Raw genomic sequence first — 19,379 nt, forward strand, 5'->3', positions numbered from 1 at the left:
TATGGAGGCTCAACCCAAACTTTAAGAGAGAATACTATGGCAGTTTCTATGCGCGACCTGTTGAAGGCAGGTGCACACTTCGGTCACCAGACACGTTTCTGGAATCCAAAAATGGGCAAATATATCTTCGGTGCCCGTAATAAAATTCATATTATTAATCTGGAATTTACAGTTCCTGCGCTCAATAAAGCGTTGAACTTTGTTGAGCAAATGGCCTCTAACAAAAACAAGATCATGTTTGTGGGTACGAAAAGATCTGCCCAAAACGTGATTCGTGATGAAGCTGCCCGTGTGGGTATGCCTTATGTTAATCATCGCTGGTTAGGTGGAATGCTGACGAACTATAAGACTATTCGCCAGTCAATTCGCCGCCTGCGAGACCTTGAGGCACAAAAGTCTGATGGTACTTTTGATCAGCTGACTAAAAAAGAAGTGCTGATGCGTAATCGTGAAATGGAGAAGTTGGAAAAATCCATTGGTGGTATCAAAGATATGGGCGGATTGCCGGATGCTATCTTTGTAATCGACGTGGATCACGAGCGTATTGCTATTCAGGAAGCTAATAAGCTTGGTATTCCTGTTATTGGTGTGGTTGATACTAACAGCAATCCGGATGGTGTTGATTTTGTAATTCCCGGAAATGATGATGCTATCCGTGCCATCGAGATTTATGCCAAGGCAATTGCTGATGCAGTTGCTGCAGGTCGTGAAGCTGCTGGCGGGCTGAAAGATGATATCGTTGAAGTTGCTGAAGACGAGTCTGCCGAAGCTGAGTCTGAGTCAGATAGCGAAGCCTGATCATCGAACTGTAAGCTCGGGCTTGTATATATAGAAGTTCAAAAGAAGGGGTAATCCCCCCTTCCATACTAGTTATTGATAAATCATTGAGGTAAAGGCAATGGCAAATATTACAGCTGGCCTGGTTAAGGAGCTCCGTGAACGTACTGGATTAGGTATGATGGAGTGCAAAAAAGCCCTCGTGGAAGCCGATGGCGATATTGAAGTGGCGATTGATAATCTGCGCAAAGCTTCTGGTCTTAAAGCTGCCAAAAAGGCAGGTAGAACAGCTGCTGAAGGTGTGGTGTTAACGCGTATTTCTGATGATCGCACTTATGGTTTGGTCATCGAAATCAATTCAGAAACCGATTTTGTTGCCCGTGATGATAATTTCCTGAGCTTTGCCAATACTGTTGCTGACAAGGCTTTTGCAGATAAGCAGACTGATATTGCTGCGCTGATGGCAGGTGAGTTGGAAAGTGCGCGTGAAGCTCTTGTTCAAAAGATTGGTGAAAACATCAGTGTTCGTCGTGCAACCGTGATTGGTGGTTCGGACTCTAAGGTATCTGCTTATATTCATGGTGGCCGTATTGCTGTTCTGGCTGAACTGAGCGGTGGTGACGAAGAATTGGGTAAAGATGTTGCAATGCATGTTGCGGCCATCAATCCTCAATATGTCAACCCTGAACAGGTTCCTCAGGATGTGCTGGATCGAGAGAAAGAAGTAGTAAGTGCTCAGTCAGAAGGTTCTGGTAAACCTGCTGAGATTATTGAGAAAATGGTTAATGGTCGGATCAAGAAGTTTCTGGCCGAGATTAGCCTGGTTGAGCAGCCTTTTGTAAAAGACCCAGATGTTAAGGTTGGTACTTTGGTCAAAAATGCAGGCGCTGAGGTTTTGAACTTTGTGCGTTTTGAGGTTGGCGAAGGTATTGAAAAAGAAGAGGTCGATTTCGCTAAAGAAGTTGCGGAAGCAGCTGGCCTCTCCAAGTAAGAGGCTATGGGAAAAAAGGCAGTTGAGACTGCCTTTTTTTTTGCTTGTTCACAATGCATGAAAAAGTGCCCATCCCAACTAATTGAGGTTTTGTTGCTTCTAATCGTTTGTATGGAGTTCATTTTCTGCTCCCACTGAAATATATTTGCACGCCTGATTTTAAATGGAGTTCTACATGCCTTCTGTCAAGAGTCAATCCAAATACAAGCGAATATTGCTGAAGCTGAGCGGTGAAGCGCTAACCGGTGAGCATCCTTTTGGTATTGATCCAAAAGTTCTGGATCGTATGGCGCTGGAAATCGGCCAGTTAATTGGTATAGGAGTCCAGGTTGGTCTGGTTATCGGTGGTGGTAATTTGTTCCGGGGTGCTGCGTTGAGTGAGGCAGGGCTGGATCGGGTTACTGGTGATCATATGGGGATGTTGGCCACTGTTATGAATGCCCTGGCAATGAGGGATGCTCTTGAGCGGAGCAGTATTCGTACTCGAGTCATGTCTTCCATTCCGATGAGTGGCATTGTTGATGACCATTATGATCGCCGCAAAGCTATCCGCTATCTGGAGCAGGGGGATGTGGTGATTTTCGCAGCAGGGACAGGAAACCCATTTTTCACTACAGATTCTGCGGCCTGTCTACGTGGAATCGAAATCAATGCTGATGTTGTTTTAAAGGCAACTAATGTTGATGGTGTGTATGATGCTGACCCACGCAAAGAACCAAATGCGAAAAAATACAGCCGATTGAGTTATGATGAAGCGCTGGAAAAACAATTAGGTGTGATGGATTTAACGGCGGTGTGCCTGGTTCGCGATCATGGCATGCCGGTTAGAGTTTTTAATATGAATAAACCAGGAGCGCTAGTGAACGTCTTAGTAGGAGACGTTGAAGGTACGCTCATGAGTGAGGAGCCCAGTATATGATTGAAGAGCTTAAAGTTGAAACCGAAGATCAGATGAAAAAAGCTCTTGAAGCATTAGAATATGCATTTAATAAAATCCGAACTGGACGGGCTAATCCGTCACTGCTGGATACCCTTCATGTGTCCTATTACGGATCGGATACGCCACTGAATCAGGTGGCCAATGTTTCTGTAGAAGATGGTAGGACCTTAGCTATAAACCCTTGGGAAAAGCAGCTGGTCCCGGAAATTGAGAAAGCGATTTTAAAATCAGATCTAGGATTGAACCCTGCGACATCCGGTAGCACTATCCGTATAGTAATTCCTGCACTGACAGAAGAAACCAGAAAGGACATGGTCAAATTGGCCCGTAGTGAGGCTGAAAAAGCCAAAGTGTCTGTCCGGAACCAGCGTCGCGACGCAAATTCAGTGATAAAGGACTTGCTGAAGGAAAAAGAAATCAGTGAAGACGACTCCAGGCATGAAGAAGATATTATTCAAAAGCTGACTGATGACTACATCGCAAAAATAGATAGTAAGCTGTTAGAAAAAGAAGCTGATCTGATGAAAGTTTAAGTATTGATGCTAATGTTTTAACAACAGGCTCCCGGGTATTCCGTGAGCCTTTGTTTTATTTACAGGATTTAGATATGTCGGAGTATCACAATCTCCCTAAGCATATTGCCATTATTATGGATGGTAATAACCGCTGGGCCAAGTCCAGGCTGTTGGGGGGTATTGCCGGGCATAAGGCAGGTAAGGACGCAGTCAGAACAGTGGTTGAAGAATGTGCCCGGCTGGGGGTTAAAGTATTAACCCTGTTTGCGTTTAGCAGCGAAAACTGGCGTAGGCCCAAGGATGAGGTAACTGCTTTGATGGAGTTATTCTTGCTGGCGCTCAAAAAAGAGGTTCGTAGACTGCATAAGAACAATATTCGTTTGGTGGTGATTGGGGATAAGTCAGGATTCAGTGAGCGGATACAGTATCAGATTCGGGAGGCTGAATCGTTAACATGTAACAATACGGGCATGACGCTTGCTGTCGCGGCCAATTATGGTGGGCAGTGGGATATTGTTCAGGCTGCTAAGAACCTCGCCTGCAAAGTCAAGGAAGGGACGTTGGAGCCAGAGGATATCAGTGCCGAATTAATATCACAGGAAGTATGTCTGGCTGAATTTCCAGCTCCGGATTTGTGTATTCGTACCGCCGGAGAGCAGCGTATCAGCAACTTCTTGCTATGGCAGTTTGCTTACACAGAATTTTATTTTACAGACGTATACTGGCCGGATTTTGGTCGTGCAGAATTGCATCAGGCCTTAAGCTCCTATGCCAGTCGAATCCGCCGTTTTGGTCGTACTGACGATCAGGTTGAACAACTCAAAGAATTACAATGCTCAAACAAAGAATAATTACCGCTCTGGTTCTGGCGCCGATAATGGTGTGGGGAATCTTTTTTCTGCAGCTTGACTATTTTGCACTGTTTACCGCCATTATCGTGGCGTTGGGTGCCTGGGAGTGGGCTCACTTATCCGGAAGTGATGTGATATCGGAGAGAGTGACCTATACCATGGGGAGTTTGACGCTCCTGTCTTTATGCTACGTCGGTCAGCTTTATTTTCACTGGTTTGACGAAATCGTGTTATGGCTGGCATTGGTCTGGTGGCTGATTGCTTCTATATTGGTCAGAAGTTTTCCTGCGAGTAGTTCTCACTGGCGATCTCCCAGACGACAGCGGATTATGGGTTTGCTCGTTCTGGTCCCAATGTGGGTTGGTTTATATCAGCTTAAAGGCCTTGATCACGGTAATCTTTGGATATTGTTTTTAATGCTTGTGATATGGGGGGCCGATGTTGGGGCATACTTCGCCGGTAAGTCATTTGGTCGCAGCAAGCTGGCCCCTAATGTTAGCCCAGGGAAAACCTGGGAAGGTGTAGCTGGTGGGCTGTTAACGGTCTATCTGGTGGTCACTGTTGCTGGCTTGATTTTATCGGGTGATCCAGATTTTACTTTGTCAGGCTGGATTGTTTTGTTTGCCTCAACGACTCTGGTAGTCCTGTTTTCCATCATCGGAGATCTGGTGGAGAGTATGGTAAAGCGTAATCGTGGAGTTAAGGACAGTAGTAATCTTTTGCCGGGTCATGGTGGGGTGATGGATAGGGCAGATAGTATGTGTGCTGCGGTACCTATTTTTGCTCTGGCGTTGAGTTTATTTCCAATCGGATGATACAGGCGTGCAGAATTTAACGGTTTTAGGCTCAACGGGCTCGGTAGGCTGCAGTACGTTGGATGTGGTTCGTCGAAATCTTGATTGCTACAAGGTTTTTGCCTTGTCCGGTTATAAAAATGTAGAGCTACTGGCTCAGCAGATTGTAGAGTTTAACCCGGATGTTGCCGTTGTGGGTGACGAGATGGATCTGGTCAGGTTGAAAGCTCTCTTGCCTGTTCGTCATTCATGCGAACTTCTTTGCGGTAAGCAAGCCTTGGTTGATATTGCTCAGGCAGATAAAGCCGATATTGTTATGGCTGCGATCGTAGGTGCGGCAGGTTTAGAACCCAGTCTGGCAGCTGCCAGGGCTGGGAAGAAGCTGTTACTGGCAAATAAAGAGTCTTTGGTGACATCCGGGCAGTTATTTATGGCGGCAGTCAAGCAGTCTGATACGTTATTGTTGCCAATAGACTCTGAGCATAACGCGATTTTTCAATGTCTTCCCAATCAATTTGATATTTCTGACCCTTCACAGGGTGTTCGATCCATCTTGCTGACGGCATCGGGTGGTCCGTTTAGGGCATGGACGATGGAGCAGATTACCAATGCATCGCGCGAACAGGCCCTGGCCCATCCCAACTGGAGTATGGGGGCAAAAATTACCATCGACTCTGCTACATTGATGAATAAAGGCCTTGAGTTGATAGAGGCTTGCTGGCTGTTTTCTGTTAGTCCTGAGCAGGTTGAAGTGGTTGTGCATCCACAGTCTATTATTCATTCAATGGTTCGTTATCGAGATGGATCTGTTCTGGCCCAGATGGGCGCGCCGGATATGAAAATTCCGATTGCTTATGGACTTGGTTGGCCAGAACGGATTGATTCCGGTGCAAGCGCTTTGGATTTTTTATCTCTCTCTTCGTTAACGTTTGAAGCGCCGGATGAAATTAGATTTCCGTGTATACGTCTCGCGCGGGAAGCTTTTTCAGCAGGGGGGACCGCCGGATCAGTGTTAAATGCGGCCAATGAAGTAGCGGTTGATGCTTTTCTGAATGGCAAGATCGGTTTTACGAAAATAGCCTATGTAAATGAATTAATTTTAAACCAAATTCCAGTCTCTACTCTCGACAGCATAGAAACTGTATTAGAATTTGATGCTTTGGCCAGATCACAGGCAGAACGTGCGGTAAACCAAATCGCAGGGGGATTATCATGATGATGATTTTAGGGTTGATTCTGACGATCGGAATCCTGGTAACAGTGCATGAATATGGTCATTTTTGGGTGGCCAGACGCTGTGGAGTGAGGGTGCTTCGATTTTCTGTCGGGTTTGGCAAGCCGTTGTTCAAATGGTATGACCGGTATGGAACCGAGTATGCGATTGCTGCAATTCCTCTGGGCGGTTATGTCAAAATGCTGGATGCCCGTGAAGGAGAGGTGGATGCGGCTGATCTTGACCAGGAGTTCACTCATAAATCACTGTGGAAGCGCATTGCCATCGTGTCAGCTGGGCCGATAGCAAATTTTATTTTTGCAATTGTGGCTTACTGGTTGCTGTTTATGGTCGGAACGTCAGTGATTAAATCCACTGTGGGAGAGGTTGCGGTTAACAGTCCTGCCGCTAAAGCAGGCATGACTGAAGGCATCACGATACGTGCTATAGATGGCAAGAATGTGGAAAGCTGGCAGGATATTTCCTTCCGTCTGGTTGAGCGGATTGGAGAGACTGGAAGCATTGAGTTTACTGCTGCAGATAAGCGTCAGTATTTGGTCCGCATTGATCACTGGTTGGAGGATGCCAAGGATCCCAACCCGGTCGAAAGTATCGGGATTAGCCCGTTTCCAACTCGTTTGGATCCAGTGATTGATCAAGTGGTGCCAGATGGCCAGGCTGAAAAAGGCGGATTAAAGTCCGGTGACAGGCTGGTGTCAGTCAATGGACGTGAGGTTGATAACTGGAAAGATTGGGTGCATTTGGTGCAGCAAAGCCCGGGTGTTCCAATGCAAACTGAGGTGCAGCGTGGCGATGCGATTGTTCAATTGACTCTCGTACCCGATGCAGTTAGCAATTCCGACGGTAAGACAACAGGTTTTTTGGGAGCAACAGTTGTGGTTCCCAGCATAGCGGACGATATGATCATATCTCATCGGGATAATCCGGTGACGGCGCTGATCAAAGGTTTTGAAAAGACCTGGCAAACGATTAGTTTAAGTTTGCGGATGTTTGGCAAAATGCTGGTTGGAGAAGTCAGCGTCAAAAATATCAGTGGACCAGTTTCCATTGCCAAAATGGCGGGTGAGAGTGTGGTTTCGGGACCTGAGGTTTTTATTGGATTTCTGGCATTTGTCAGTATCAGTCTTGGGGTGTTTAACCTGTTGCCCATACCGGTTTTAGATGGTGGACATTTGCTGTTTTATCTCATTGAAGGGATTTTCAGAAAACCTTTGCCAGAAAAGGTGCAGATACTCGGGGTTCAGATAGGGGCATCTTTGCTGCTGGCTGTCATGGTGTTTGCTGTCATTAATGATTTTAGTCGTTTATAAAAAATACAATTCAAGCTGGGCCATGAACAGCCTTTAATGTGAGTAGTTGATGATCAGAAAAAAATCTTTGTTGTTCCTGTCGTTGATAGCCTGCACAGGAAGCTCTTCCGCTATGGTTGTAAAAAAGATCGAGATTGAAGGGCTTCAACGAGTTTCTATTGGATCTGCTTTGAATTTGATTTTGGTCGAGCAGGGTGAAGATGTCAGTCAAGGCCAGATAGGAGAAGCAATTAAACGCTTGTACCAGTCCGGTTTATTTCGGGATATCAAAGCCTATACCGATACAGAAGCAGGGTTACTTCAGTTCCAGATCGTAGAACAGCCATCAATATCGGTGCTTGATTTTAACGGAAATAAGGCAGTATCCACAGACATTCTGAAGCAGGTTTTTCGCGATGCCAAAATTCAGGAAGGAGAAGTCTTTAATCGTAGCAATCTGGACCAGTTATCTTATGAGCTTGAGCGTCAGTATGCTGCTCTTGGTCGTTATAATGCCAAGGTCGAGGCTGTTGTTACACCTCTTCCCAGAAACCGGGTTAAGGTAGAGCTGGAAATAGATGAAGGTCGGGTTGCCCGGGTGGCCTCCATTGATATTACCGGTAATAGTGTCTTTAGTGATCAGGAGCTGATCAAAGCCATGAATATGCAGCCGACCCGTTCCGGTGATGTGTTGCAAATGATTACCCGGAGTAATCGGTATTCCAGTGAAACAGCCCGAAGTGATCAAGAATCGCTGACGGCTTATTACCTTGATCGTGGTTATATCCGCTTCGAACTGACCTCTACCCAGGTTGCAATTAGCCTTGATCGAAGAAATGTTCATTTGACCTATAACGTTCGTGAAGGTGTTCCTTATAGCATTAGTAATGTGCAACTGACGGGTGAGTTGGTTGGAGATGATCAGAAGTTACGGGATCTTGTGACTATAAAGCCTGGTGAATTGTTTTCCAGACAGAAAGTTTCGGATGTACAAAAAGCCCTTCAAGATCGTCTGACTGACCTTGGATATGCATTTGCACAGATCAATACAGTGCCGGATGTTGATGATGAAAAGCGGCTGGTGGATTTGACTATTGTAATTGAGCCAGGGAAACGGACATATGTCAGAAAAGTCAATGTGACCGGTAATGAATCAACCAATGACGAGGTGATTCGTAGGGAACTGACTCAAATGGAGGGAGCTTTGGTATCTGGTAAAAATATTCAGACATCAAAGAGCAGGCTGGAACGGACTGGTTATTTCAAAACGGTTGAGGTCTCAACCAGCAAAGTACAAAACACCGATGATCAGGTAGATTTGAATATCAAAGTTGCTGAAGCCAATGATGGAATTATCAAAGGTTCGGTAGGTTATGCTGATCCAGGTGGTATTTTTTATTCGCTTGAATATACCCAGAAGAACTTCCGGGGAAGTGGTCGAGATATATCGATAGTTGGTTCGCAAACTGCAAATTATGAAAAATCACTCGAACTCACTTATACCAATCCTTATTTTACTTTGGATGGTGTCAGTCTTGAGTATAACGCTTTCCTGTCAGAACAAGACTATAGTGAAATCAGTGAAAATAATTACGGTACTAATAACTGGGGCGGTGGCTTTACCTTTGGATACCCAATCAGTAATGATGATCGTCTGAGTTATGGAATTGGATATACCAACACGGACTTGTTCGTTAATGAACCACCCTTGGAAATACAGGAGTTCACTGACAACTATGGTAAGAAAGAAGGCGCTCATTATACGTTCGAAGAAGTGAATCTGAACCTTGCCTGGACCCGTTCAACTTTGAATGGTACAACTTTCGCAAATAAGGGGCAGTACCATAGAGTGTCAATTCAGGCCTCGATGCCATTTAGTGATCTTGAATATTACAAGATTACTTATGATGGTAAATATTATCAGCCTATCAGTGATGGATATTTCCTGAAGTTCCGCTCCAAACTTGGGTACGGTTCTGGATATGGAGGTTCTGCATTACCTTTCTTGAAAAACTATTATGCTGGCGGGATATCGACCTTGAGGGGCTTTAATTACGGCGGTTTAGGGCCCTACAGTACACCAAGTACCAATGATAAGCCCACCCGTATAGGCGGTAATATACTTTTGAATTATGGCGTTGATTTCTATTTCCCTATGCCATTAGTTGAAGATAAGAACCAGTTCCGGTCTTCATTCTTTATTGACGCTGGTAACGTGTTTACAGACCATTGTTTATCTCAGAATGCCGACTGCACAGAAGGAGTCGTCTGGGATGATATTCGTTACAGCTATGGTATAGAGTTTGACTGGATGACTCCGATTGCGCCATTACGTTTTATCTGGGGTTGGCCTGTTGATCGGCGTAAAGATGACGAGGTTCAGACGTTTGCCTTTACCATTGGTTATAACTTTTAAAGCAGAAAATGATAAATAAGGATCCATAACTATGATTCGTAACCTATTCGCAGTTTTGCTGCTAAGTTTGTCCACTCTTGCCATGGCTGAGGCCAAGATCGCAATTCTGGATCAGAACATGGCATTGTTTGGTAGTGAAGCAGCCAAATCTGAAACAGAAAAACTGAAATCTGAATACGGCAGTGACGAACAACGTATTAAAAAGCTTGAAGCTGAAGTCAATGAGCTCAAAACAAAGCTGGAAACCGATGCTGTCATTTTGGAAGCTGCTGAGCAAGATAAAATCAAACAAACCATTCAGGAGCGTTTGGCAGAACGTTCTTCTCTGATTGATAAACTCAAACAGATACAAAATCAGCGTCAAAATCAGTTCATCCGCGAGTATCAACCGGTTATGGCTAAGGCAGTCAAAGCCATCGTAGAACAGCAAAGCATTGATGTGGTTGTTGAAGCTAGTTCAGTCATTTATGTGAATGAAGCACTGAACATCACCCAGCAGGTTCAGGATGAATTTAACAAGCTGGTAAAAGAAGGTAAGTAATTATGTCTTTAACCTTGCAGCGCATTGCCGAAATAGTGTCGGGAACGGTTGAAGGTGACCCGACATATGAGGTTGCCGAAATTCGGCCACTTAACTCTGCAATTGAGTCCAGTTTGAGTTTTCTGAGTGACTCTAAATATGTGCAACATTTGGGCGATTGTAAAGCCGGTGCTGTGTTGATCAGTGCTGATCTTGCAGCACAGTTTGCGGGCAACCGCATAGTGGTTGCCAACCCGTATCTTGCGTATGCGAAGGTTTCAAAACTGTTTGATCCTGAACCGGATCCCGACGTGGGCATACATCCAACGGCAGTAGTACATCACAGTGTGCGGCTGGGGGATAACGTTACCGTTGAAGCCCATGCTGTTGTTGAAGCCGGATCTGTTCTGGGAGACAGGGTGAGAATTGGTGCCAACGCTGTCGTTGGAGCGAATGTCGTTATAGGTGCAGATACCTGTTTATATCCCAATGTTACTATTTATTATGGTGTTGAAATTGGTGAGAGGTGCATCTTCCACAGCGGTAGTGTTATTGGGTCTCACGGTTTTGGATTTGCCAATGATAAAGGTGTTTGGAACAAGATAGCCCAGGTTGGCAATGTTGTGATCAAGAATGACGTGGAAGTAGGCACTAACTCAACCATTGATAGAGGTGCTATTGGCTCAACGGTTATAGGTAATGGCGTCAAAATTGATAATCTGGTGCAATTGGGACACAACGTCGAGATCGGTGACCATACGGCATTTGCTTCACAGGTTGGGGTTTCAGGTAGTACAAAAATTGGCAGTCATTGTATGATTGGTGGGCAGACTGGCTTTGCAGGGCACCTACAAATTGCAGATGGTTGTGTCTTTACCGGGCAATCGATGGTCACAAAGTCGATTCCGGTTTCTGGTATGTATTCCAGTGGCGTGCCCGTTCAACCGTCTAAAGAATGGCGAAAATGGGTAGCTCGGGTACGAAATTTGATTGATCTTCAAAACAAAGTTAAAAAACTGGAAAAACAAATGGCGGGCAACTCGTCTGATTAACAGTTAATATGGTGCCTTTCTGGTAGGAAAGTGGCCAAGATTCAATCAGAAGCAGCCGGTTTCCTTCAATTCCAATTTAATGACTGAAGATACAAGTACATGACTGATATCACTTTGCCTCTTAACCATGAGGACATAAAAAAGATCCTTCCGCACCGTTATCCGCTATTACTGGTGGATAGAATTACTGAGCTTGAGATTGGTAAATATGTAAAAGGATACAAGAACGTTACTGGTAATGAAGATGTGTTTAATGGCCACTTTCCACGGTTCGCTGTCTTTCCAGGTGTCATGATCTGTGAAGCACTGGCTCAGGTGGCTGGGGTGCTGGGATACTTAACTTCAGGACATAAGTCAGAAGATGGCTATCTGGTGTTGTTTGCAGGGCTGGATAATGTTCGTTTTAAACGGCAGGTAATACCTGGTGACAGAATGGATATGGAAGCCAAACTGATAGCTTCCAAACGCGGTATTCATAAAGTTGATGCTCAGGCATATGTCGATGGTGAGCTCGCCTGTAGCGCAGAGCTGATGTTTGCAGAAAGGAAGGTTGTAACTGAGTGATTCATCCAACGGCAGTGATAGACCCTGCGGCTAAGCTGGCGGCAGATGTTGAGGTCGGTCCATACAGTGTAATCGGCGCTGAGGTTGAAATAGCCGAAGGTACGTGGATTGGGCCGCATGTGGTGATTAAGGGGCCGACCAGGATAGGACGGAACAATAAGATTTATCAGTTTGCATCAGTGGGTGAGGATTGCCAGGATAAAAAATATAAGGGCGAACGTACCTTTTTGGAAATTGGTGATAACAATGTTATCCGGGAGTTCGTTACGATTCAGAGAGGGACTATTCAAGACAATAGTCTGACCCAGATCGCCGATGGCTGCTTGATCATGAATTATACCCATATCGCACATGATTGTGTGGTTGGGGATAACTGCGTGATTGCCAATGGTACGCAGCTGGCGGGTCATGTTCATCTCAGCAACAACGTTATCATCGGTGGACTTAGCGCCATTCATCAGTTTTGCCATGTGGGCCCATATGTGATGATTGGTGGTGGAACGATGATCCGTAACGATGTACCAGCATTTGTGATGGCTGTTGGCAATCCTGGGGTTGCCCGTGGTATGAACTATGAGGGTATGAAGCGTAATGGTTTGCCCAAAGCAGTTATCAGCCAGTTGAGAAAAGCCTATAAGCTGGTATATCAATCTGAAATGACTGTGCAGAAATCGGTCGAGGAGATGGAAAGCTGGAATTTCGATTCTGAACATCTGAATCTTTTCATTGAATCTATAAAAGCATCGTCCAGAGGTATTTTGCCGGAATGAAGAAACGCCTGCGTATTGCAATAATCGCTGGCGAAGCCTCTGGGGATATTCTGGGTGCGGGCCTGATTCAGGCCCTCAAACAACAGTATCCTACTGTAGAGTTTGAAGGAATTGGCGGTCCATTGATGATCGCCAATGGTTTTCGCTCGCTGTTTCCGATGGAAAAGCTGTCAGTTATGGGACTGGTAGAGGTATTGAAGCATCTGCCCGAAATCCTTTCCATTCGTAGAAAAACTATTCAATACCTGCTTGAAAATCCGCCAGATATGTTGATCGGTATTGATGCTCCAGACTTTTGTTTGACTGTTGAGGCCCGTTTAAAAGCGCATGGTATAAAAACCGTACACTATGTCAGCCCAACAGTATGGGTATGGCGCGAAAAGCGGGTATTTAAGATCAAAAAAGCAGCAGATTTGGTTTTGTGTCTGTTCCCATTTGAGCCAGAGTTTTATCGCCGTTATCAGGTGGATGCAGAGTTTGTTGGCCATACTCTGGCAGATCAGATTCCAATGGATCCTGACCAAAATGCGGCCCGTCGACAACTTGGCTTATCTTCGGACGTTTTGCGGATCGCGGTTTTGCCAGGTAGCCGACGTTCCGAAGTGGAGCGCCTTGGATCGGTTTTTTTTGAGGCGGCACAGCGAGTTCAGCAGATACACCCCGGTATTGAATTTATTATTCCTTGTGCCACACCTACGATCAGATTAATGCTTGAGCGGCAGCTAAAGAATTATCTGGGGCTTAGAGTTACGCTGTATGACGGTCAATCTCGTGTGGTGATGACTGCCGCTGATTTGGTATTGCTGGCCTCTGGGACCGCTGCTTTAGAGGCAATGCTGCTGAAAAAACCGATGGTTGTTAGCTATATACTGTCTCCATTAACCTGGTTCCTGATCAAACGAATGGCCAAAACACAATGGGCTTCATTGCCTAATATTCTGGCCAAACGCTCTATCGTTCCAGAGCTGCTGCAACATGAAGCGACTGCTGAAAAAATTGCTGATGAGCTGTTAGCTTATCTGGAGAACCCTGATCGTACTGACCAGTTGATGGATACATTTAAATTCATACACAAGCAGTTATGCAAAGATGCCGATCAAGTGGCAGCTAGTGCAGTGCTAAAACGGATATTGTCCGAAACTGATGACAATGAAAAATGAATATGAAAATCTCGAACTCTCCTTATGTCCGGGGTTGCGGTTTTGTGGTGTTGATGAAGTTGGCCGGGGGCCGCTCGCTGGTGATGTTGTGACTGCCGCGGTCGTCCTTCCAGACGGTTATTTTTGCCCAGAACTGACAGATTCCAAGAAGCTTAGTGAAAGGAAACGTGAGCAGCTGTTTGAGATGATTCTTACAGATGCAGAAGATTATTGTATTGCCCGTTGCTCTGTTGAAGAGATTGACCAGTATAATATTTTTCAGGCAACCATGATGGCGATGGTCCGTGCTGTACGGGGGCTTAAAAAAATACCTGAATTTGCGTTGATTGATGGAAATAAGATTCCATCCAGTCTGCCATGTGATGCTAAAGCGATTGTTAAGGGGGATGGTCGGGTGCAGGCTATCTCGGCTGCTTCAATTTTGGCAAAAGTAACCCGCGATCGTGAACTCGTTGAACTGGATCAACAGTATCCGGAGTATGGTTTTGCCCGCCACAAGGGTTACCCCACTAAAGAACACCTGACGGCACTATCACGTTATGGGATTACGCCTGTGCATCGAACATCATATGCTCCCGTTCAAGCTGCGATAAAACAAGCTCCATCACTACAGATACAAGAGAGCCTGCTGTGAAACATCCATTCATACACCTACATCTCCATACCGAATTTTCGCTGATTGACGGTATCGTAAAGGTCAAAAAACTGTTACAGGATTGTGTGGAGCGCGATATTCCGGCTGTGGCTATCACTGATCTGACCAACATGTTTGGGCTGGTTAAGTTTTATCAGGGAGCACTCTCGTCCGGTATCAAGCCTATTCTGGGGAGTGATCTGTGGATTGAGAATCCGGAACAGCCTGAGCATCCATTCAGAGTAACTGCTCTGGCCCAAAATACCCAGGGGTACCGGAATCTGACTGAGCTGATCTCGATGGCATATCAGCATAATCAAAAAATGGGCTATGCACAGACCAAGCGCGAATGGTTATTTGATAAAAATGACGGATTGATTGTACTTTCCGGTGCCAGAGCCGGGGAGATAGGCTTTGCACTTGAGCGTAATCATATGGAACTGGCCGAACAGATCGCTGCGGAGTGGCAGTCTGTTTTTGGGGACCGGTTTTATCTTGAGTTGCTGCGAACAAAGCGTCCCGGAGAAGAACTAATTGTCCAAGGTAGTGTCGAAATTGCCCGTCGTCTTTCCATTGCTGTGGTTGCTACCAATGATGTGGTGTTTTTGCGGCGAGAGGATTTTGAAGCTCACGAAACCAGAGTTTGTATTAATGAAGGCGTCACTCTGGGTGATCCGAGGCGTGAACAGCGTTTTACTGAAGAACAATATCTGAAAAGCAGCGAGGAGATGTGTGAGCTTTTCAGTGACATTCCCAGTGCTGTTGAGAACAGCTGGCATATTGCGCAGCGCTGCACGGTTCCGGTGCATTTAGGAGAGTATTTTCTGCCGGAATATCCGATTCCGGAAGATTTTCACAATGATCCTTTTTTCGACCGCTATCCTTGGGCTGATATTCAGGCACGTGTCGAACGGGCGATGCGAATCAAGACTCCTGATCCGGATACTGCTTCAAAGGAATGGCAGAAACAGGTTATCGAAGGGGTGTTTTTTCAAAAAGTATCCATAGAGGGGCTGGAAGAGCGTCTCGAAATGCTGTTGCGAAAAGACGATCCTGATTACGAGGCAAAGAAACAGGTCTATTTCGATCGTTTGAACTTTGAGCTCGATATTATTATCCAGATGGGGTTTCCCGGTTACTTCCTCATTGTTATGGACTTTATCCAGTGGGCCAAGAACAACGATATTCCAGTGGGTCCCGGGCGAGGATCTGGTGCCGGGTCATTAGTGGCCTATGCACAGAAAATCACTGATCTTGATCCTCTGGAATACGACTTGCTGTTCGAACGGTTCCTGAACCCTGAGCGGGTATCCATGCCTGACTTTGACGTCGATTTCTGTATGGAAAACCGCGACAAGGTCATTGCGTATGTTGCCGAGGCCTATGGTCGGGAGGCTGTCAGTCAGATCGTTACCTTTGGAACGATGGCTGCAAAAGCGGTTGTTCGTGATGTAGCCCGTGTTCAAGGCAAGAGCTATGGCCTGGCCGACAAATTGTCGAAGATGATTCCGGGAGACCCGGGAATGACACTGGCCAAAGCCTGGGATGGGGTCGCTGAGTTGCAGGAGTTTGTAAACGGTGACGAAGAGGCGCAGGAAATTTGGGAAATGGCCCAGCGCCTTGAAGGCATTACCCGGCAGACTGGTAAACATGCTGGCGGTGTGGTGATCGCTCCGACCAAGTTGACGGATTTTTCTCCGTTGTTGTGTGAAGACGACGGTACTGGTCTGGTCACACAGTTTGACAAGAATGATGTTGAGTCTGCCGGTCTGGTCAAATTTGACTTCCTGGGGTTGAGAACGCTTACCATCATCCACTGGGCGATGAAGACCATTAACCAGAAACGACGGGAGAATGGTGAGCCGGAGCTGCGCATCGAGGAAATTCCGCTGGCTGATAAGGATAGTTTTACCTTACTGAAAAAAGCAGAGACTACTGCTGTTTTCCAGCTCGAATCGCGCGGTATGAAAGACCTGATTCGCCGTCTGCAGCCTGACAATATCGAAGATATGATCGCCCTGGTGGCGCTATTCCGACCAGGACCACTGGAATCGGGGATGGTTGATGACTTCATCAACCGTAAGCACCGTCGCGCGCCTGTTGCTTATCCACACCCGGATTACCAGCATGAGAGTCTGAAACCGATTCTGGAACCCACTTACGGTGTCATTGTATACCAGGAACAGGTCATGCAGATTGCTCAGGTGCTGGCGGGTTACACCCTGGGTGGTGCGGATTTGTTGCGTCGAGCGATGGGTAAAAAGAAGCCAGAGGAAATGGCCAAGCAGCGTGCTGTGTTTGAAGAAGGTGCGAAATCCCAAGGAATTGATCCCGATCTGGCGGTAAAAATCTTTGATCTGGTAGAAAAATTTGCTGGTTACGGTTTTAACAAGTCCCACTCTGCAGCTTATGCTCTGGTGTCCTATCAGACCTTGTGGTTAAAAACACACTATCCGGCGGCCTTCATGGCGGCGGTTATGTCCTCTGATATGCAGAACACCGATAAAGTGGTCATCTTTATTGAAGATTGCCGGAAAATGGGGCTGGTCCTGTTACCTCCGGATGTCAACAAAGGTGAATACATGTTCACTGTGGATGACCAGGACCAAATCATTTATGGTCTTGGAGCTGTAAAAGGCGTTGGTGAAGGGCCAGTTGAGGCAATTGTACAAGCACGTAAACAGGGTGGTGAATTTAAAGATCTGTTTGATTTCTGTGCTCGTGTTGACCATCGGGTAAATAAGCGGGTTATAGAAGCGCTGATTCGTTGTGGGGCATTAGATTCCATCGTGCCTAGCAGACCCGTTGCAGAAGCTGCCATGGAAAGTGCGGTGAAAGCGGCGGAGCAGGCTGCCCGTAATGAAAGTGCGGGTATGTTCGACTTGTTCGGTGAGCTGGAAGCAGAACAGGCCGGAGATCCTTATGAGATGTTCTTAAAGGTTCACGAGTGGTCTGCCAAACAACGTTTGTTGGGCGAAAAAGAAACACTCGGGTTGTACCTGACGGGTCATCCAATTGATGAATACGAACATGAACTTAAGAATATTGTGGACCGCCGTCTCTCCGAAATTGAGGCTAGTAAAAGTACTCAGACACTGGCAGGTTTGATCATCGCCATCCGAACCATGAAGACCCGTAAGGGGGATACCATGGCATTTGTGACCCTTGATGACAGGACTGCGAGGGTTGAGGTGGCACTGTTTTCGGATACCTTTAACCAGTATCGGGAATACCTTGTTGTGGATTCGTTAATTGTTGTCGAAGGTGATGTTTCCTGGGACAACTATTCTGAGCGCAACAAAGTATTAGCCCGTTCAGTGTTTTCCATGGCGGATGCCCGAAAAAAACTCATCAGCGGGATTACCATTGAAATTAATGATTCCATCAATCCCAAGAGTCTGGTCAAAGATCTACAACAATGTCTGACTCAGCAGAATGACGGCTGTCCGTTGTTTGTGGATTATCACCATTCCAGTGCTCGTGCTCTGGTGCGTATCAACCCACAGCTAACTGCTTCTTTGGATGATCAAAGCTTGCATATGATGAGGCAGTTGTTCGGAGAAGAGCGGGTTAAGTTGAGGTTTCGAAGGGAAGAATTTGAAATTATGTGATGTGATGACTGTATTGCACACAAAAGGCTTAGGTCACTTGTATTCATTGATGTCTGTTATTAGTCTGGACAAAGTTTTAATGGAATCCATGTGACCTGAACTGTAGGCTGCAGGTCCGATCAGATGGTAAGAAAGTGGGCGCCTGCCTGTAAAACAAGATTCCCCGGCTACAGCCGACACCAGATAAAGTAAAGGGTCCCAATGAATCCAGACTTTTTAGATTTTGAACAACCTATTGCCGAGCTGGAAGCCAAGATAGAAGAGCTTCGGTTGGTCGGTAATGATAATAAAATTGATATTTCTGCAGAAATTCAAAGACTTCAGCAGCAATGTCAAAAAATGACCAAAGATATTTTTGATGGTTTGAAGGCGGAACAGGTTGTTAAGTTATCCCGTCATCCCAAACGACCTTATAGCTATGATTACATCAATTTGATCTTTACTGATTTTGACGAAATGCACGGTGATCGTCACTTTGCCGATGATGGTGCAATTGTAGGCGGTACTGCCCGCTTTGATGGCCGCCCGGTTATGGTTATTGGTCATCAAAAAGGCCGTTCTGTAGCTGATAAAGTCAAGCGCAACTTCGGTATGCCCCGTCCGGAGGGTTACCGTAAGGCTTTACGGCTTATGGAATTTGCTGAACGTTTTAAATTGCCCATATTTACCTTTATTGATACTCCAGGGGCTTATCCGGGTATCGATGCTGAAGAACGTGGACAGAGTGAGGCGATAGCCTTTAATTTATTGAAAATGTCTGGCCTTAAAACGCCGATTATTTCAACGGTAACCGGCGAAGGTGGATCTGGTGGAGCGTTGGCGATAGGGGTTTGTGACCAATTGAATATGCTTAAGTATTCAATTTATTCGGTGATTTCTCCGGAAGGATGTGCATCAATCCTGTGGAAGACTGCAGAAAAAGCAGCCGACGCGGCAGAAGCTATGGGGCTGACTGCTGAGAAAGTACATAAACTGGGTATCTGTGATGAGCTGGTGGACGAACCTTTAGGAGGTGCGCATCGGGATTATCAGTTGATGGCAGAAAACCTGAAGGCTTGTCTGGCAAGGGCCTTGGAAGAATACACTGCGATGCCTGTAGAGCAGTTGGTGGAGCGTCGCTATCAACGCCTAATGTCATATGGACTTGGTGTCTGATCATCCGACAGATACTGAAAAATGAGCCCTCTCTTAATATGGGTATTTACAACGGTCCGTTAACTGTGGCAAAAACCATATACAGTTAACGGGCAACATTGATGCG

General features: G+C 45.9%; 17 protein-coding genes. All 17 read left to right on the forward strand.

Annotated features, from left to right (window positions below; all coding sequences use genetic code 11):
* Positions 1–36: 36 nt before the first annotated feature.
* The 17 genes from rpsB to accA all read left to right on the forward strand — a co-directional run bounded on the left by rpsB (position 37) and on the right by accA (position 19,273).
* Positions 37–798 carry a 30S ribosomal protein S2 gene (gene rpsB, locus ACQY6I_RS02735; protein ID WP_428239930.1) on the forward strand — a complete coding sequence of 254 codons (762 nt, stop codon included), beginning with the start codon at positions 37–39 and terminating at the stop codon, positions 796–798.
* A gap of 100 nt (positions 799–898) precedes the next feature.
* A complete protein-coding gene (gene tsf, locus ACQY6I_RS02740) occupies positions 899–1,768 on the forward strand; it encodes a translation elongation factor Ts (RefSeq protein ID WP_428239931.1) in 870 nt (289 codons plus the stop codon).
* 175 nt (positions 1,769–1,943) lie between these two features.
* Positions 1,944–2,687 (forward strand): UMP kinase, encoded by a 744-nt coding sequence (pyrH, locus tag ACQY6I_RS02745; protein WP_428239932.1) that lies wholly within the window; start codon positions 1,944–1,946, stop codon positions 2,685–2,687.
* A complete protein-coding gene (frr, locus tag ACQY6I_RS02750; protein WP_428239933.1) occupies positions 2,684–3,241 on the forward strand; it encodes a ribosome recycling factor in 558 nt (185 codons plus the stop codon). Before pyrH ends, frr begins: the two co-directional genes overlap by 4 nt.
* Positions 3,242–3,315: 74 nt before the next feature.
* A complete protein-coding gene (locus tag ACQY6I_RS02755) occupies positions 3,316–4,074 on the forward strand; it encodes an isoprenyl transferase (protein WP_428239934.1) in 759 nt (252 codons plus the stop codon).
* On the forward strand, positions 4,056–4,889 hold the full coding sequence (locus ACQY6I_RS02760) for a phosphatidate cytidylyltransferase (protein ID WP_428239935.1): 834 nt from the start codon (positions 4,056–4,058) through the stop codon (positions 4,887–4,889). Before ACQY6I_RS02755 ends, ACQY6I_RS02760 begins: the two co-directional genes overlap by 19 nt.
* 7 nt (positions 4,890–4,896) lie before the next feature.
* Positions 4,897–6,084 carry a 1-deoxy-D-xylulose-5-phosphate reductoisomerase gene (gene ispC, locus ACQY6I_RS02765; RefSeq protein WP_428239936.1) on the forward strand — a complete coding sequence of 396 codons (1,188 nt, stop codon included), beginning with the start codon at positions 4,897–4,899 and terminating at the stop codon, positions 6,082–6,084.
* Positions 6,081–7,412, forward strand: a complete 1,332-nt coding sequence (gene rseP / locus ACQY6I_RS02770) for an RIP metalloprotease RseP (RefSeq protein ID WP_428239937.1) — start codon at positions 6,081–6,083, stop codon at positions 7,410–7,412. The genes ispC and rseP overlap by 4 nt, the downstream gene beginning before the upstream one ends.
* 112 nt (positions 7,413–7,524) lie before the next feature.
* Complete coding sequence (gene bamA / locus ACQY6I_RS02775) at positions 7,525–9,807, forward strand: outer membrane protein assembly factor BamA (protein ID WP_428239938.1); 2,283 nt, start codon at positions 7,525–7,527, stop codon at positions 9,805–9,807.
* Positions 9,808–9,838: 31 nt separating this feature from the next.
* Positions 9,839–10,348, forward strand: coding sequence for an OmpH family outer membrane protein (locus ACQY6I_RS02780; protein ID WP_428239939.1), 510 nt, complete (start codon positions 9,839–9,841; stop codon positions 10,346–10,348).
* A gap of 2 nt (positions 10,349–10,350) precedes the next feature.
* A complete protein-coding gene (lpxD, locus tag ACQY6I_RS02785; protein ID WP_428239940.1) occupies positions 10,351–11,379 on the forward strand; it encodes a UDP-3-O-(3-hydroxymyristoyl)glucosamine N-acyltransferase in 1,029 nt (342 codons plus the stop codon).
* Between the two features lie 99 nt (positions 11,380–11,478).
* A complete protein-coding gene (gene fabZ / locus ACQY6I_RS02790; RefSeq protein ID WP_428239941.1) occupies positions 11,479–11,943 on the forward strand; it encodes a 3-hydroxyacyl-ACP dehydratase FabZ in 465 nt (154 codons plus the stop codon).
* Positions 11,940–12,713 carry an acyl-ACP--UDP-N-acetylglucosamine O-acyltransferase gene (gene lpxA / locus ACQY6I_RS02795; protein WP_428239942.1) on the forward strand — a complete coding sequence of 258 codons (774 nt, stop codon included), beginning with the start codon at positions 11,940–11,942 and terminating at the stop codon, positions 12,711–12,713. The genes fabZ and lpxA overlap by 4 nt, the downstream gene beginning before the upstream one ends.
* Positions 12,710–13,873, forward strand: coding sequence for a lipid-A-disaccharide synthase (gene lpxB, locus ACQY6I_RS02800; protein WP_428239943.1), 1,164 nt, complete (start codon positions 12,710–12,712; stop codon positions 13,871–13,873). Before lpxA ends, lpxB begins: the two co-directional genes overlap by 4 nt.
* Complete coding sequence (rnhB, locus tag ACQY6I_RS02805; protein ID WP_428239944.1) at positions 13,857–14,507, forward strand: ribonuclease HII; 651 nt, start codon at positions 13,857–13,859, stop codon at positions 14,505–14,507. Before lpxB ends, rnhB begins: the two co-directional genes overlap by 17 nt.
* A complete protein-coding gene (gene dnaE / locus ACQY6I_RS02810) occupies positions 14,504–18,118 on the forward strand; it encodes a DNA polymerase III subunit alpha (protein ID WP_428239945.1) in 3,615 nt (1,204 codons plus the stop codon). The genes rnhB and dnaE overlap by 4 nt, the downstream gene beginning before the upstream one ends.
* Before the next feature lie 201 nt (positions 18,119–18,319).
* Entirely contained in the window at positions 18,320–19,273 is a 954-nt protein-coding gene (gene accA / locus ACQY6I_RS02815; protein ID WP_428239946.1) for an acetyl-CoA carboxylase carboxyl transferase subunit alpha, read from the forward strand.
* Positions 19,274–19,379: the final 106 nt, after the last annotated feature.

Source organism: Gynuella sp. (assembly GCF_050297175.1).
GTDB lineage: Bacteria > Pseudomonadota > Gammaproteobacteria > Pseudomonadales > Natronospirillaceae > Gynuella.

What these genes read in the sequence shown, in the direction of transcription:
- rnhB (WP_428239944.1), top strand. Translation starts at nt 13,857, where the DNA reads ATGACAATGAAAAATGAATATGAAAATCTCGAACTCTCCTTATGTCCG.
- pyrH (WP_428239932.1), top strand. Translation starts at nt 1,944, where the DNA reads ATGCCTTCTGTCAAGAGTCAATCCAAATACAAGCGAATATTGCTGAAG.
- frr (WP_428239933.1), top strand. Translation starts at nt 2,684, where the DNA reads ATGATTGAAGAGCTTAAAGTTGAAACCGAAGATCAGATGAAAAAAGCT.
- ACQY6I_RS02755 (WP_428239934.1), top strand. Translation starts at nt 3,316, where the DNA reads ATGTCGGAGTATCACAATCTCCCTAAGCATATTGCCATTATTATGGAT.
- lpxB (WP_428239943.1), top strand. Translation starts at nt 12,710, where the DNA reads ATGAAGAAACGCCTGCGTATTGCAATAATCGCTGGCGAAGCCTCTGGG.
- ACQY6I_RS02760 (WP_428239935.1), top strand. Translation starts at nt 4,056, where the DNA reads ATGCTCAAACAAAGAATAATTACCGCTCTGGTTCTGGCGCCGATAATG.
- accA (WP_428239946.1), top strand. Translation starts at nt 18,320, where the DNA reads ATGAATCCAGACTTTTTAGATTTTGAACAACCTATTGCCGAGCTGGAA.
- tsf (WP_428239931.1), top strand. Translation starts at nt 899, where the DNA reads ATGGCAAATATTACAGCTGGCCTGGTTAAGGAGCTCCGTGAACGTACT.
- bamA (WP_428239938.1), top strand. Translation starts at nt 7,525, where the DNA reads ATGGTTGTAAAAAAGATCGAGATTGAAGGGCTTCAACGAGTTTCTATT.
- rpsB (WP_428239930.1), top strand. Translation starts at nt 37, where the DNA reads ATGGCAGTTTCTATGCGCGACCTGTTGAAGGCAGGTGCACACTTCGGT.
- lpxD (WP_428239940.1), top strand. Translation starts at nt 10,351, where the DNA reads ATGTCTTTAACCTTGCAGCGCATTGCCGAAATAGTGTCGGGAACGGTT.
- fabZ (WP_428239941.1), top strand. Translation starts at nt 11,479, where the DNA reads ATGACTGATATCACTTTGCCTCTTAACCATGAGGACATAAAAAAGATC.
- ACQY6I_RS02780 (WP_428239939.1), top strand. Translation starts at nt 9,839, where the DNA reads ATGATTCGTAACCTATTCGCAGTTTTGCTGCTAAGTTTGTCCACTCTT.
- rseP (WP_428239937.1), top strand. Translation starts at nt 6,081, where the DNA reads ATGATGATGATTTTAGGGTTGATTCTGACGATCGGAATCCTGGTAACA.